Annotated in this window: 12 protein-coding genes; 2 read left to right on the top strand and 10 right to left on the bottom strand. The window is 36.8% G+C overall.

Features of this window, described 5'->3' with window-relative positions:
• Positions 1 to 158 precede the first annotated feature (158 nt).
• The gene (locus tag ACR6HW_RS16710) at positions 159 to 1,478 is read left to right on the top strand and encodes an IS1380 family transposase (protein ID WP_455727928.1); all 1,320 of its coding nucleotides are present in this window, start codon (positions 159 to 161) and stop codon (positions 1,476 to 1,478) included.
• Positions 1,479 to 1,647: 169 nt separating this feature from the next.
• Here the strand turns inward: ACR6HW_RS16710 and ACR6HW_RS16705 are convergent, their stop codons facing one another.
• The 6 genes from ACR6HW_RS16705 to hcp all read right to left on the bottom strand — a co-directional run bounded on the left by ACR6HW_RS16705 (position 1,648) and on the right by hcp (position 10,585).
• Positions 1,648 to 3,537 (bottom strand): heavy metal translocating P-type ATPase, encoded by a 1,890-nt coding sequence (locus ACR6HW_RS16705; protein ID WP_455728817.1) that lies wholly within the window; start codon positions 3,535 to 3,537, stop codon positions 1,648 to 1,650.
• A gap of 136 nt (positions 3,538 to 3,673) precedes the next feature.
• The gene (locus tag ACR6HW_RS16700) at positions 3,674 to 4,096 is read right to left on the bottom strand and encodes a SoxR reducing system RseC family protein (protein ID WP_455728816.1); all 423 of its coding nucleotides are present in this window, start codon (positions 4,094 to 4,096) and stop codon (positions 3,674 to 3,676) included.
• A gap of 24 nt (positions 4,097 to 4,120) precedes the next feature.
• Positions 4,121 to 6,580: a heavy metal translocating P-type ATPase gene (locus ACR6HW_RS16695; protein ID WP_455728815.1), complete on the bottom strand. Its 2,460-nt coding sequence runs from the start codon at positions 6,578 to 6,580 to the stop codon at positions 4,121 to 4,123.
• A 23-nt stretch (positions 6,581 to 6,603) separates the two neighbouring features.
• On the bottom strand, positions 6,604 to 7,068 hold the full coding sequence (locus ACR6HW_RS16690; protein ID WP_455728814.1) for a helix-turn-helix domain-containing protein: 465 nt from the start codon (positions 7,066 to 7,068) through the stop codon (positions 6,604 to 6,606).
• A 107-nt stretch (positions 7,069 to 7,175) separates the two neighbouring features.
• Positions 7,176 to 8,669: a multicopper oxidase family protein gene (locus ACR6HW_RS16685; RefSeq protein ID WP_455728813.1), complete on the bottom strand. Its 1,494-nt coding sequence runs from the start codon at positions 8,667 to 8,669 to the stop codon at positions 7,176 to 7,178.
• A 287-nt stretch (positions 8,670 to 8,956) separates the two neighbouring features.
• Positions 8,957 to 10,585: a hydroxylamine reductase gene (hcp, locus tag ACR6HW_RS16680; protein ID WP_455728812.1), complete on the bottom strand. Its 1,629-nt coding sequence runs from the start codon at positions 10,583 to 10,585 to the stop codon at positions 8,957 to 8,959.
• 176 nt (positions 10,586 to 10,761) lie between these two features.
• Between hcp and ACR6HW_RS16675 the strand changes: the two genes are divergently transcribed.
• Positions 10,762 to 11,427: a Crp/Fnr family transcriptional regulator gene (locus tag ACR6HW_RS16675; protein ID WP_455728811.1), complete on the top strand. Its 666-nt coding sequence runs from the start codon at positions 10,762 to 10,764 to the stop codon at positions 11,425 to 11,427.
• Positions 11,428 to 11,439: 12 nt separating this feature from the next.
• On the opposite strand, the gene ACR6HW_RS16670 is transcribed toward ACR6HW_RS16675, so the two are convergent.
• The 4 genes from ACR6HW_RS16670 to ACR6HW_RS16655 form a co-directional block, all read right to left on the bottom strand.
• Positions 11,440 to 11,922 carry a hypothetical protein gene (locus ACR6HW_RS16670; protein WP_455728810.1) on the bottom strand — a complete coding sequence of 161 codons (483 nt, stop codon included), beginning with the start codon at positions 11,920 to 11,922 and terminating at the stop codon, positions 11,440 to 11,442.
• Positions 11,923 to 11,955: 33 nt separating this feature from the next.
• A complete protein-coding gene (locus ACR6HW_RS16665) occupies positions 11,956 to 13,161 on the bottom strand; it encodes a PDDEXK-like family protein (RefSeq protein WP_455728809.1) in 1,206 nt (401 codons plus the stop codon).
• A gap of 15 nt (positions 13,162 to 13,176) precedes the next feature.
• A complete protein-coding gene (locus tag ACR6HW_RS16660; RefSeq protein ID WP_455728808.1) occupies positions 13,177 to 13,749 on the bottom strand; it encodes a hypothetical protein in 573 nt (190 codons plus the stop codon).
• Positions 13,750 to 14,340: 591 nt separating this feature from the next.
• Entirely contained in the window at positions 14,341 to 15,747 is a 1,407-nt protein-coding gene (locus ACR6HW_RS16655) for a hypothetical protein (protein WP_455728807.1), read from the bottom strand.
• Between the last annotated feature and the right edge of the window lie 27 nt (positions 15,748 to 15,774).

The following is a 15,774-nucleotide window of genomic DNA, read 5'->3' as shown; positions in this document are numbered from 1 at the left end:
ACGGTTCACGAAACACTCCCCAAAACCGCATAGTTACTGTGTTTTAGACTACTTTTGCTTTTCACTTATCAAGTGAAACCTAAATAAATAGAAGAAGAGCTCCAACTTTGTTAAAATGAAGTTACCACACTCACAAACTAACAAAGGAGAAACTCTTCATGTCTAGTGTAAGTTCACTTCAGCTCGAAAGCAATAGTAAAATCAAAATAAATTTCAATGGAGGCGATTTATCCTCCGATTCGGGGCTGCTTCTCATAAAAGAATTCGCCCATAAGTTTGGCTTCAATAAACACATCAGCCAGTTTGTAACGGACAAAAATGATAGCTTCCGTAAACACAAAGACCATCAAAATCTATCCCAGCTAATTTATCAAATCCTTGCTGGATACTTTAATGACAATGATGCAGACGAACTGACCAATGAACCTGTCTTTAAAAGTATTCTGGGTAAACAGGCTCTTGCCTCACAACCCACACTGTCGAGGTTCTGGAACCGTATGGATGGAGATACAGTCAAACAGTTTGAAGATATCATCCGTCATATGAGATCATCGGCCTACAGGACTAAAATGCCAGAACAAGTTCTGCTTGATCTTGATTCAACCCTACTTAACACGTACGGCAAGCAGGAAGGCGAAGGCTTTAATTACCACTATCAAGCTCATGGATATCACCCCTTACTCTGCTATGACGGACTCACTGGAGATCTTCTCAAAGCAGAGCTTCGAGATGGTACCGCCTATAGTTCTACAGGCGTCTGCGAATTCATGCAACCTTTATTAGATGAATACTTTACGAAGTACCCTGATGTCCATCTGTTCCTCCGTGGAGACAGTGGTTTTGCAACACCAGACTTGTACAAACAGTGTGAAAGCAATGGTGTATCCTATGCCATACGTTTGAAAGCAAACAAAATACTGTATGCTCACGCAAAACATTTGGATGATGAAATAACCGAAGCTACAAAGGATAACATGATTGATTATGTGGTCCGTTATGATGAGTTCTTGTACCAAGCCGGTAAATGGGACTATCCTAGACGGGTTATCGTCAAGGTCGAGAAACCGTACAATCAGCTAACCAATCAGTATGCCTTTATTGTGACCAACATGGATCTCAGTCCTGAAGAACTAATTAAGTTCTATCGACATCGAGGCACCATGGAAAACTTCATCAAAGAAGGTAAAAGTGGCTTCAACTTTGCATCAACGCCAAGTAAGGACAAAGTCGTTAATGCGAATCATCTACTGCTCCATGTCCTAGCATACAACCTATTTAATTACTTTAAACGATTGGTATTACCTAAAAGCATGAAGAAAATGTTGATAGATACCATTCGATTGAAGCTGCTCAAAATCGCATCAAAGGTTGTTAAAGCAGCAAGATATATTCATTTCAAACTGTGTAGCAGTTGTCCATACAAGAATGAGTTCTATGAAATTCTTGAGAACATCCGTCGACTTCCACAGTTGGAATAAACGTAACTGATGAACTTTGAAATCTGAAAATCGAGAAAAGTATTGTCCACAGGATAAGTCTGCCCATTTTTAGGTGATAAACAGGAAGACGTCTTCTATGATAAGCATTATGAAGCGCAAAAACTTAAATCCGCTCGATTTTTGGTGATATCATGGGTTCATGAATAATTCAGGCATACATAACAGTCTGACCGGTTAATTGAAGTTTTTTGACTTCTTCTTCATGGTTCCGTTCATTGACCTTCAAGAAATCCAATAATTTATCATTTCCAATACCGAATGTACGCCCTTCAAAATCGGCTACAACACCCTTACCGGATATGGATTGGAAATTCTCTGTTTGATATAATTCTATCTTTTTATTTTTGGCTTCATTAACAATAGCAGCGGCTAACGGATGTTCACTTTTACTGTCTAAGGAAGCTGCAATCTTCAGAATCTCATCATCTAAATAATCCCCAAATCCCATACTTTTTTGAAAACTAGGTTTGCCAAGGGTCAACGTACCTGTTTTATCAACGAGAACTGTATCGACTTTTCTCATCTGCTCAATGGCTTTAGCATTCTTTATTAAAACACCAAGCTTGGCACCTTTTCCTGAACCCACCATAATTGATACCGGTGTAGCCAGACCAAGTGCACAAGGACAGGCAATAATCAAAACAGCAATTGAATTGACAATACCAAGTTTCCAATCATCGAAAATCGTCCCCCACACAATCAATGTGAGTACTGCAATAATAAGAACAGCCGGGACGAAGTATACAGCAATTTGATCAACCACTTTCTGAATCGGTGCTTTTGATCTTGAAGCGTCATTCACCATCGTTATAATTCTAGCTAATACTGTATCACTGCCAATGCTTTCGGCTTCCATTACAAAGCTACCATTATTGTTGATGGTTCCACCGATGACCCTGTCTCCAACCATCTTGTCTAACGGAATCGGTTCTCCTGAGATCATAGATTCATCTACTGTACCTGTTCCCTCTTTTAAGATACCGTCTACCGGAATCTTTCCTCCTGGTTTAACCCTTAATAGATCACCCTTTTCCACTTCATCCAAAGAGAGTTCGATTTCTTGACCGTCACGGATAACTATTGCCGTAGCAGGCACAAGGTTCAGCAATTCCTTTATCGCAGAATTAGTTTTAGAATGCGCTAAAAGTTCCAGCATCTGTCCTAATATAACCAAAGTCAAAACGACGGTTGCTGTTTCATAATATACCGGCGGATATCCATGCATATCCAAAATCGATTCCGGAAAAATTCCTGGCAATAGTGTCGATACCGCACTGAATAACCAAGCAGCTCCTGTTCCGATTCCAATCAGCGTGAACATGTTAGGATTCTTATTCTTAATACTAAGAAAACACTTTTTATAGATAAATGCTGAGGTGAAAAAGACAACCGGAATAGACAAAAACATCTGAATCAGTAAATTTATCTTTCGATCAAAGAGATTTGAAATAATCTGACTTAATCCTGGCACCATTTCACCCATAGCAAGAATAAGTATCGGTAACGATAACACCGTAGACCAAATAAATCTTGTTCTCATTTCTTTATAAGCTTTTAGGCCTTCATCATCACCTTTGTCCCCGGCACTGTCAAAGCTTATTACTTCTGTCATATGCATACCACAAATTGGGCAGTCACCAGGATGATCATAGGTTTTTTCACCTTCACATCTCATTGGACAGATATAAGCTTTTTGTCCCTTAGAATGCGGAATAAACGTCGGTTTTTCAAGCTCTGCTTCATAAAAAGTACACTGACAATTGGTGACACAAGAACCACTACAGTCATCTTCTCCACAAACACAAGCCGCATGAGGATGGTGATGTGAATGCTCATGTGATTCTGGTTGATGTTCATGCGTTGTATGATGTTGTTCGTGTTTATGTGCTTCGTGGTGGTGTTCATGTTTATGTTCTTCATGGTGATGTTCAGAACTATCCTGAGTCCCAACCTGAATTAAGTTCATACCGCAAACAGGGCACTTACCCGGGTCAGGATAGAGCTTGTTCTTTTCACATTTCATTGGACATTGATACATACCGCACCTCCGTTAATTCTACTATTTCTATTTCTCTTACCGTTTCTATGTCATTTCTGATAAAACTCTATGAGAATCCACTCTGCCCTTCTATATATTCCTATTGTATCATTAACTTTTTCTAATATAAAGAAACTCAAACTTTTCGTTTCATGGTAAATATCAGTTCTTTTCCCTCGCGACGTTTACGGTCATAAAATCTTATAAAAACAAAAGTTAGTGACAAGAAGAAAAGTCCTACAAGTACAGATACTAAGTCATTTGAATTGATCGACAGTTTATTCATAATTAAATTTGTCAAAAATATCCCTAAAAACAACATCATAAGTGGCACTATATAAACCAAAAAAGCTGCTCCAAGAACCATTTGAGTTGCTGATTCCACTTCTATACGATCACCTATATGAGCATTTAAACTATTTTTCACATCAATTTCAATTCTTCCTTGATTGCAATGACTGCTACAACTGCCGCACTTATCTCCACAAGCAGTACTTCTAGGTACCTGCAGTGTTGCTTTTCCATTCTTCAACGCCACAATTGTTCCGTATTTTGTCATTATTCTCACTTCTTTCTTTAAATTCTAGCGTTCAGGCTTGAATTTTCTAAGCCTTAGAGCATTGGTTACTACAGACACAGAACTAAATGCCATAGCCGCACCGGCAATCATCGGATTAAGTTTAGGTCCTCCAAATATATATAGCAGTCCTGCCGCTATTGGAATGCCTGCTGTATTATATGCAAAAGCCCAGAATAAGTTCTGTTTGATATTACGAATCGTCTTTTTACTTAATTGAAGTGCTGTCACTACATCCAACAGATCACTTTTCATCAGTACAATATCTGCTGATTCAATGGCAACATCTGTACCCGATCCAATAGCAATACCAACATCTGCCTGTGCAAGCGCCGGTGCATCGTTTACACCGTCACCAACCATTGCAACGATTTTTCCTTGTTCTTGTAATTTCTTCACTTCATTGGCTTTATCCTTTGGCAGTACATCTGCCAGGACCAGATCAATACCTACTTCTTTGGCAATAGCACGTGCCGTTCTTTCATTATCTCCGGTTATCATTGCAACTTTGACGCCTAACTCATGAAGCTTATCAATAGCTTTTTTGCTGTTAGGTTTGGTTGTATCCGCAACTGCAATGATCCCTGATAAGATTCCGTCAACTACCACATACATAGGAGTTTTACCTTCATCTGCCAGTCGGTCGGATTCAGACAATAAAGTATTGTCTATGCCTTCATTATTGATGAGTTGAAGGTTTCCAAGCCACACTTGCTTGCCGCTAATAGCAGCTTTAATACCATGACCGGGTATTGCCGAAAAATCATCTATCTCTTCTAACTTCAATTTTAATTCTTTAGCTTTACTTACAATGGCCTCTCCCAGTGGATGCTCTGATCCTTTTTCTGCTGAGGCTGCCAATCTGAGTATATCTTCACTGTTCCATTCGTTGGTCTCGATAATATCTGTTACAACCGGTTTCCCTTCTGTAATTGTTCCTGTCTTATCAAAAACGATTGTTTCAATTTTGTGAGCAGTCTCAAGAGGTTGTCCACCTTTAATCAAAACACCATATTCAGCACCTTGACCAGTACCAACCATTATGGCAGTCGGTGTCGCAAGACCTAATGCACATGGACAAGCTATTACAAGAACAGCTATGAAAATAGTGAGTGAAAATACGACGGATTGACCGGATATAAACCAAGCAAGTCCTGCAAGAATAGCGATGACAATGACCACAGGTACAAAATAGCCTGCAATAATGTCAGCTAATCTAGCTATTGGTGCTTTAGAACCTTGGGCATCTTCTACTAATTTAATAATCTGAGCAAGGGCTGTATCCTTACCTACCCGAGTTGCTTCGAACTGAATAAGTCCATGTTTATTAATACTTGCACCAACAACCTTATCACCGATATTCTTTTCAACGGGTATGCTCTCACCGGTAAGCATAGATTCATCCACTGATGTATTCCCTTTTATAACTGTTCCGTCTACCGGGATCTTTTCTCCTGGTTTCACGATGATAATATCACCAATTTCAACTTCCTCGATTGGAAGAATGATTTCTTTACCATCCTGTAATACTAAAGCGTTTTTGGGCGCAAGTCCCATGAGTTTTTTAATGGCATCCGAAGTCTTCCCTTTTGACATTGATTCCAGATATTTGCCTAGAAGAATCAATGTAATAATAACACCTGCAGATTCAAAGTATAGGTCCATTGTATAATTGTTATGACCGGCAGCAATCATAATGGTGGCGTATATACCATAGAGAACTGCCGCTCCTGTACCGATTCCAATCAGTGAATCCATGTTTGGAGAACCTTTTAAGAGGGTCTTAAATCCAATGGTATAAAATTGATATCCGACCGCTATAGATGGAGCTACCAAGATCATTTGTATTAAAGCAAAATTCAAGGGATTCGTCTCTGGGTTAATGATGTCAGGTAAATCAAGTCCAAGCATGTGCCCCATCGCTATGAAAAGAAGTGGCGTTGCAAAAATGGCAGAAGTAACAAATTTCTTCCACAATTTCTTCATTTCCTTCTCATGACGGTCCTTGTTGTCATCAGACACTTCTTCGCTTTCTATTTCAAGTGGTTCATAACCTGCGTCAATAACCGCCTGCTTGATCTCAGAAATTCTTGTTTGTCCAGAATCATATACAACATGCGCCTTTTCCGTTGAAAGATTGACACTGACTGTTTTCGTTCCTTCAAGTTTGGATATAGCTTTTTCAATATGTGCCACACAGGATGCACAAGTCATTCCACTAATAGGAATCGTCACTTCTTTTTCTGTTTCTTCTTCAAGAACACCATATCCAACTTCTTTAACTGTATCTTTAATCAAATCTAGTGTTACAAGTTCAGAATCATAATTCAACGTCAATTTTTCAGTAGCGAAATTTACATTGGCTGATGAAACCCCCTGTACCTTTGACACGCCTCTTTCCACTGCATTTGCGCAGGAAGCACAGGTCATTCCTGTTATTGTTAAACTTACATTATTGTTATTCATAGTATTGCCTCCTTTTGTAGCTTCTATTCGTAAGGCTTCAATGCACTCACTATTTTTTCCATGTATGTTGGGGTCCCCCAGAATACTAGTCGCATTTTATTATCTGTATCATCATAGACATAATTAAAACGACTCTTTTTCTTATCCATACTATACTCTACCACAATATCCATGACATCCTTTAAAAGTTGTTTCACTTGATCATCTTGGACAAAATAGTCCACAATTGTACATATTTGAATCGTATCTTCTGAGTTGAAATAATCGCTGTCCATGAAAATACAGAAATCATCTTTACTAACATCATCCTGGTGATGGTGCACGCCACACGATCCAAGGTATTCATTGATTGAATCCTGATATATTCGCCATGATCCAGCAACTTTCTGGGCTGATATCTTTCCGCTGTTAATGTATCTTCGTATTGTTTTCGGATGGACATCCAAAATATTTGCTGCTTCATCTATTGTTAAGAATTCTTGTTCCATAAGGCACCTCCTCTGTTTCTAAATCCATTATAGCACATAAAAATGGACAAGTAAAGACTTCGTTGTCCTTTCTTGTCCGTATTTGTACATTTTTGACCATCCTCAAATTATTCAACCACTTGAAATTGTCCCATCATACCGGCATCTTCGTGTTCGAGATTATGGCAATGATACATAAATATGCCTTCTAAAGTAAATTTAACCAATATCTCAACTGTTTCTCCCGGTTTCAAAAACACGGTATCTTTCCATCCACGTTCACCTTCAGGCGGCAAAGTTCCATCTCTTGAAATAACTTGGAATTGGAGACCATGTACATGAAAGGAATGTTCTGTTCCACCGCCCATCATACCCATACCGCCAGATGAACCACTCACATTAGAAACAGTCCACTTTTCAAGAGTATCCGTGCTTAGAGTAAAGGAAAGGCTATCCATATCAAAACGTTCTCCATTGATAGATACCATATGAGCCATTCCCTCTAGATCAAAACTCCGCTCATTGACTATATCGTCCGTACGCCATTTTTCAATATCAACCAAATGATCTGTTAAAACATATTCATTAGTGCTCGTACCATCACTGATCAAGTCCAAACTTTTTATGTTTGACACCATCAAGGATACCGAATCCCCCTTAGCCATAGATTGTAAATCCACAAGAATTTCCGCCCTTTCTCCAGGCGCTAGCTTTATTGATGACATTTCAACAGGATACTCCATTAAACCACCATCGGATGCTATTTGATAGAATTTTCTTTCATCAGAGAAACTCATTTCATGCTGTGCTGCATTGCTCCCATTCAAAAGACGTAAGCGCACCCATGACGAAGGCACTTCTGTATATGGAGCAACAGCACCATTAATCATGATGATATTACCTACCGCACCTTCCATCATATTGGAATTATAATATAATGAGCCGTCTTTATAGAAAGCTCTATCTTGAACAATCACCGGTATATCATCCACGCCATACTGTTCCGGTAATCCGAGAGAAGTAGATATTTCATCATCATGAATCCATAGACCGGCAAGTCCTTGATAAACCTGAGTTGCTGTTTCGCCCATTAAGTGCGGATGATACCATGCAGTCAGCGCAGGCTGATCCAAAACAAACTCAGGTGACCATGATTCACCTTCTTTAATAATCTGATGGGGTCCACCATCCATTTCTCCCGGCACAATCAGTCCATGCCAGTGAACAGTCGTGCTGTCTTCAAGATTATTATTGACATGAATAATGACTTTTTCACCATTTTTCGAACGAATCGTCGGTCCTAATATATTGCCGTTATAGCCTATAGTATTCGTACTGATACCCTTAATTATTTCTGTAGTTCCATAATCTGCTTTCAAAGTATATTCAGCAACTGTGGGATCTGGATTCGTGTCTTCTAATATTGGTGGAATAGGTAAAGACATTGCTGAGTTTGCAGATTTATCTTCCGTATTATTTACATCTTCAGTCACATTATTATCCACTTTTCCTTGCTCATTTGTAACAATATTTTCAGACTGTGACGGTATTATATTACAGCTCGCAAGCGTCAATACGAGTATTAAGCCTACCAAAATAGTAAAATATCCTTTTCTCAACATTTAAATCACTCCAATTTAATGTGATAATCCAATGTGCTTTCCACTGTATACAGACTATAATAAAATTATGACATAATTATGACCATGAAACTTTTATCAATACGCCATTAATAGCAGAAAACTTTTCTTTTTATCAATCATACAAATTCACAGATTTTCTAATTTATTGTCAGTCACCCCATAAGCTATTCAGTGCCACATCTCAAAATTTCGATGTGGCACTGAATATATCTTATATTTTTATTATCTGATTCAGTATAGTTCTAAGTAATTTTCCGAGACTATTCTTATGCCATAAATAATTCAATGTCATCTTCAGCAGTTCCGACACCTGCAATACCAAAGGTTTCTACAAGAACCTTAGCTACATTTGGAGACAGGAATCCAGGTAATGTTGGGCCTAAGTGAATATTTTTCACACCAAGATATAGTAAAGCAAGCAGTACAATAACAGCCTTTTGCTCATACCATGCAATGTTATAAGCAATAGGAAGCTCATTGACATCTTCAAGTTCAAAGATTTCTTTAAGTTTAAGTGCAATGACTGCCAATGAATAAGAATCGTTACACTGGCCAGCATCAAGGACACGTGGGATGCCACCGATATCTCCTAGTGGCAATTTATTATATCTATATTTCGCACAACCCGCAGTTAAGATTACTGTATCCTTAGGTAGTTTCTCAGCAAACTCCGTATAATATTCTCTGGACTTCATTCTGCCGTCACAACCAGCCATGACAAAGAATTTCTTGATGGCACCTGACTTAACTGCATCGACAACTTTATCCGCTAATGCAAAAACTTGATTATGCGCAAAACCACCAACAATGCTTCCTGTCTCTATTTCCGTTGGTGAAGGTAATTGCTTTGCCATATCGATGATTGCTTTAAAATCTTTCTTGCCGTTTTCATCTGCTTCAATATGACCACAAGCCGGAAATCCTGCTGCACCAGTTGTGAATATTCGATCTCTTATCTCATCTTTTCTAGGTGGCACGATACAATTGGTTGTAAAAAGGATTGGTCCGTTGAACGGTCCGAATTCATCGACTTGTCGCCACCATGATCCACCATAGTTTCCTGCGAAGTTATCATATTTTTTGAAGAATGGATAATAATGTGCCGGCAGCATTTCACTGTGAGTATATACATCGACACCTGTTCCCTGTGTTTGATCCAATAACTGCTCAAGATCAGTAAGATCATGTCCTGAAATAAGAATTGCCGGATTGTTTCTAACTCCGATATCCACTTGGGTTATTTCAGGATTGCCGTATTTGGATGTATTGGCTTCATCAAGAAGTGCCATTGCAGCAACGCCGTATTCTCCTGTTTTAAGCACTAAAGCAACAAGTTCATCAGCACTTAAACCATCATTAAGTGTAGATGCTAAACCTTCATAAACAAAAGCATAAATATCCTTGTTTTCTTTTCCAATATTCAGCGCATGATGGGTGTAGGCTGCCATCCCTTTAAGTCCGTATATGATCAATTCCCGAAGTGATCTGACATCTTCATTTTCAGTCGATAAAACACCAACTGCTGATGCCTTTTCCAGCATTTGCTCTCTTCCAGATACATCAAAGGTCGCTGCTTCATTAAGATCAGAAGCAGAATTTTGACCTTTCAACTCATCACGCAATGCCATCATTTTCTTGATCTGTTCATCAATAGCACCATCATCGAAATTTGCATTGGTAATGGTAATGAATAAGCTTTTCAGCACTTCATGATTAATTTCTGGAATCGTGGTGACGTCTACATTTGCCTTCGTAACAATTTCTGCAATACCCTTACAGGTATAGATCAATAAATCCTGAAGTTTTGCAACTTCTTCATTCTTACCGCAAACACCCTTTACTGTACATCCTGTGTTCTTTGCTGTCTCTTGACACTGATAACAAAACATGCTCATGATTTTCCTCCTTGAATTCTATATTGAATTTTGATCGGTTTTTCCGTATGAATACCCCGTCAAAAATCGGTACATGGTCACAAAAAGTCAATCCTAATTTAACGCTATATGTTATAGTATATTATATAAGTCAGAGAAAATCTGTAACAGCTGTTACACTTATTGGAGGAATAACTTTGAAACAGATTCATCAATTATTGGAAAATCCACTTTTTAATGGCATTGACTATGATTCTTTTACCCAAAATTTCACTGTAGAAAAATTAAAAATATTTCATTACCCAAAAGGCACTATCATTGTACAGGAAAATGAGAAATGTGCTTCCATTGGTTTTATTCTAGATGGGCTTCTTACAGCTCAGCAATTAGCTCAAGATGGTAAAATATTAACCATCAATTCCTTTGGCACTAACGAATCATTTGGTGCAGCTCTTTATAGTTTACCAGATTCAATATATCCTTTTAACATATATGCTCAGACGGATAGTCATGTCGTTTACATATCTTTTTCAGATATTAAAAGATTCCTGAACAAAAGTACCATCTTTAGCAACAATTTTATCCATTTTCTATCAGAACGTATCTATGCCTTTTCGAACAAGATACAACTCCTTCAATATTATGATGTTCGCTCCAGACTCATCAAATATTTGTCAAATGAATCGAAAGAATTAGGGTCAACAACCTTTGAATTAAGACACACGAAAGTCGCAATCTCAAATGTCATCGGCGTTGCTCGCCCATCTGTATCGAGAGAGCTTAAAAATATGGCAGAAGATCAGCTGATTAAAATTTCCGGTCGGAAAATAGAATTGTTGAATACTTCTGTTTTTAATCTATAACCTTCATGTACACTATCTTCTATTGTAATTGCTATGCGCCAAAGTGAACACATTCGCTCTGCATTCATAATAATCGAGCACTTTATACTGATTAATAATATGAGACTCATTGAATACCGTTAAAGCAATGCTATACTCAATCCTTGTCGTTCTAACCAGTTCATATAATGTTTTCAAATCTTCCGGTGTAAATGCTTCATAAAGCTCCAGTTCGTTTAGATTATCCGCATTACAAAACTCTCTTGCAACCTTAATGACTGTTTCATCTTTAATTACATGAATGCCAATCAATAGCATTGCATCATCAAGCATATTATCCAATGTCGGTACCCATCTGATAATTTGCTTGTCATTTCCTTCTTCATACAAATCAAGATTTTTTAGTATCCAAACCGGTCTACTATTCTCTGACAAATATAATCCGTGACTTGGTATTATTCCACCATGGTACTCATGATCGTGTCCTATTAAAATTTGTGCTGTGAATGTTGCCATGTATCTGTCCTCCATAAGTTTCTTCTAGCTTTATTATCTATCCAATAATTCAATTACTTTATCGGCACACTTAGTAACAAACTGTTCCAAATACAACTCATCAAAAAGTTGTAAATACGGATCATTTGCGGCTTTAAAATCAGGGCAAAGTAGATCGTTATCTTCAGGTACGTATTCCCAATAAGCCCACCAATTATCGATATATGGATCAACACCAATGAATTCTATAATTTCAGCTTCTGTTAATACTTGCTTTCCGGAATTTCCATCTACCGGGCAGCAATAACCTATAAATATATGATTATCTATTTCAATACGAACCCAAATGTCAACATTCGCTTTCACATTTGATTTATATTCATAGCTAATCCCCGGATAGGTTGAATACTTGAATTTATAAAAATCATTGCACTTTTTATATTCGTCAAAGGTATAATCGTATTCATTTTCCAGCTTAGCTCTACCAATTTTGTTCTCAACCAGTGCAAATATTTTCTTCATTAGATTAATTTTCGCCTGATCAACACAATTTTGAATAGCTATGGCACTTTTCATATTCTCAGGAGTTTTCATTAGTACATCTAAAATTTCCATTTCTTTTTCATCCTCCATCTGATTGGTAAATTTCCGAATTGTCATCATAAATTGCAATAACACTTCACGGATCGGTGCTATCTTAATCGTTTCCGTTTGAGATATGCAGCTTTCAAGCCAGTTCAAAATATTTTCCGAAAAAGAAATACATGATATTTCTAAGTATCCACCTTCAGTTTTCGTTAAACCATTAGCGCTATAATCACTTGGATATTCACCAAATCTGGTTAGATAATATACATCGGAATTTTTAGCTACTTTTGCATAGTCGAAACATTGATTTTCTTGTTCTCCTGCATATATTTTAACTTCTATTGGTATAAAATGATTTACTGTTTGTATAACCAAATCTATACGTCTATTATTATCGATTCTATATTCTCGAAATACCTTTGCCGTTTTGATTTCTTCCTCTGTCATATCCATTTTCAAAACATCGTCTATAAATGTTTTTAAATATTTATGCCCCTGAAAATGTGTGCCTTCTGGTGAAAGAATCTCGTAAATCACTCTACAGATAACAACTTCATCCGACCAAATGTTTGTTATTTCAAATATGTTGAAGTAACCACCCGTCTTTTGACTGATCATTTCATATTTTTTCGATATTGACGTTAATTCCTGTAACAACAATTCTACATTCACTATGTAATCCCCTTATTATTTAAATTTTCTTCCAGATGTATGTCGAATCATTTCACAGAATCTTTTCCAGCCATCAGGATACATATTACTGCCGTACTTCTTGATATTACGTCCATTTCTAATAATTTCTAAACTCCACTGGGTACCATCAAGAACATCTGGTTCTACATATTTGGCTTTCCAATTCAATACATCAATATCCTTCAACTCCTCAAGGACTTTAGTCGCTGTTGCATTGCGAATGACTTTTTGATAAGTTGTTTCCTCACCAGCACCAAAATGCTTCCATTTCAATTCTTTGCTTATCAAGTTAATCTCTACTTCATAATATCCGCCAAAGAATCCACCAACTGATGCTATCAGTGTGTTTATTTGACCATACGTAGCATCAATCACCTGATTTTTATTCCATTCATTGTGGCAATCTTTACAGTAATATTCGGGATCACTACCTGTTACACAGCACCCTCCTAGCTTTACTTCACCCGCTTCTGCCTTTAACAATACTTCATGCGTTGGCATACCATAAAGTATTTTAAGCACATTTGTTGAACCACATTCTGTGCATTTTTTATAGTTGATTGGCAAAAGAAATACCCCCGTTCCACTGAATCTTCAACTCCTATTTAAGTAACTTTTTCAACAGCTTAAAAATATCAAATGATGTGCGATTATACACCTTGTTATAAGCATATTTCTTAGGATTTCTGATCCATCCATATCCTCGTGGCATTTTGAGACCAGCTCTATGAACTACCTGTCTTTTTATACTTGTTCTTGCCGGTATTCTTTTCTTTAAGCTTGGTGTTCGCATTCCGAATTTCACTTATTCTACCTCCAGTAGGTTAATTCGACTTATCTCAAATATAAAACATTTTGAAATTATTATCCGCTTTCATGAACCAGCTATGTAGCTTCTATCTCTGATATTGATGAGATGATAATCAATATATCATTAACCATTAAAATCAATTTCAGTGCATATTCTTTTTTATCATAATCTGAACTAATGCCATGCTTTATCTTATTTCGATTAAAATCTGGTACTGCATCAGTATTATCAGGGCTAAAGCTAGTGTATAGACACGTTGACAAACGAACTAATATACACTGTCTTATATAATATTTTAAGTCAAAGGTTCATGTATAGAACTGGATTACTCTATCCTAAATTCTAAATTAATAGTTTAAAAATGAACGTGTCTGTACACTAGAATAATACGCCTTGAATTGAACAAAGAAATACTCCGTAAGATAATCCATTAACTCACTTGATTCTTTTTTTAGTGGTGCTATATATTTCCATATACTTGTTTCAAAAACTTTGTATCTATCGTTTGCAAAATTGCGGATTGCTCCTTCTAGCATTGTTGTAAAGGCATCTACACCTGGCCAATATTTTCCCATTTTATACAATTCTACAGCATCATCTGCCATTTTTTTAAATGGTTGATAATAATTAAAATTCTCCCAGTTGGCCACCAATTTATCCAATTCTTCAAAATTATTATTTTCAAAATGTTCTACGATGATCACACTAACCTCATCGTCACTTAGATTATCGCCCCCGCTGTATAATAGATCAATTGATTCTCCTTGTTCAATGTTCCCAATACACCATCCTAGACCGTATATTTTTTTTGTTTTTTTCTTCAGATACGCATGTAAATGATTTTGAGCAATTTTTATTGTATTTATATCAAGAAGGAATGGGGTTATTCTTCTTGATACTTCATCTGTAAATCTAATAAATTCTTTGAGCTTATCCTGAGCTTCAAAGGCAATTTGATAACCCATCATAGTCTCACTAAACAATACCCTTTGCTTCTCAATTATGCTTGTAATCTTAGAATTATTTATCAAATCAAGTTTAAGGTCATTAAAAATCTTTGGTTCAAAGATGCGTGTAACCTCTTTCATATTTTCAATAGCCTTAAGGGCTGGTTGTGAAAACATATTTGCTGCTTCAATAATTGCTCTGTTTGTATTTAGAGCATTCTGTAATTGTACTTGTTCCATCACCCAGAGATTATTACTAAATAGCTCATTCATTTTAGTAATCGCCTCAATATGATTGTATATCCCTCCAAATTTAGAATAATTCTTAGAGATATTAATAACCTGGGAAATGGATGACAGATTGCCCTTAAATGTTGCATCTGTCATCGTTTTAATTTTTCGGTTTAGCTTCTGTAGCTCTTCTTTTTCCATCTCATGTAATAATGCATATTTCTCAATAAAATCAATATCTTTCTTCCTTAATACATTTTCAAGTTGAGAAAGATATCCACTTTGTTGATATATAACCTCAATAATATGCTCACCATCACTTGGAGATATTGTATTCATATCTTTTAACTCAAGCGTAAAAGGGATTTCACTATTAATGACTTTCCAATTCGTTTTCATCATTTCGAACAGCATATTATAGAATGCTTCATCTTTATCTTGGTTATTTTTTAAGCAGAGTCCATATACCTCATATGAGCTCATACTGTATCCAATGGGAACCTGATAATTTTGACCGCTGATATTAACAGAAACTGTTTTAATTGACTTTTTCAAGTTTGATATTATACGTTCCATTAAGATGATATGCCCCCTTCTACATTG

The organism is Fusibacter sp. JL298sf-3, from assembly GCF_053842995.1.
This window is presented reverse-complemented; position numbering and strand designations above follow the sequence as displayed.